The organism is Catenulispora pinistramenti (assembly GCF_018274385.1).
GTDB classification, from domain to species: Bacteria; Actinomycetota; Actinomycetes; order Streptomycetales; family Catenulisporaceae; genus Catenulispora; species Catenulispora pinistramenti.
The window spans coordinates 1-425 of sequence record NZ_JAAFYZ010000590.1 but is presented as its reverse complement, the minus strand read 5'-3'; the positions used below and the strand labels follow the sequence as shown (position 1 = coordinate 425).

Here is a 425-nt window from a genome sequence, read left to right as displayed (position 1 = left end):
CCACCAAATCCCAATCCAGCCCCCACAACTGAAGCGACCCATCCGAGTGCCCCACCACCAGCGTCTGGCAGTCGTCGCTGAGCGCCAGCGCGTCCACCATCGACAGGCCGCGCAGGCGTCGGATCGGCTCGGCTGCGGGGTTTCGCAGGTCCCAGATTCGTACCTGCTCGTGGGTGTCGCCGGTCAGGGCGATGCGGCCGTCGGGGGAGAGGGCTGCGGCCAGGACGCGCCGGTCGGTGGTGGGGAGGGTTCGCAGGGTGGAGCCGGTTGTGGCGTTGAGGAGGTGGGTGCCGTTGGCGCCGGCGGTGAGGGCTCGGGTGCCGGTTGCGTCGAGGGCGAGGGCGCTCCAGTCGGCGCCGGGTTCGTGGAGTTGCCACTGTAAGTCGCCGGTGTCGGTGCGCCATGCGAAGACCGTGTCGTAGGTG

The 425-nt window shown here is 70.4% G+C and carries 1 protein-coding gene; it reads right to left on the bottom strand.

Annotated features, from left to right (window positions below):
• On the bottom strand, window positions 1-425 hold a 425-nt coding region (locus KGQ19_RS48895; RefSeq protein WP_212022518.1), incomplete at both ends, for a WD40 repeat domain-containing protein.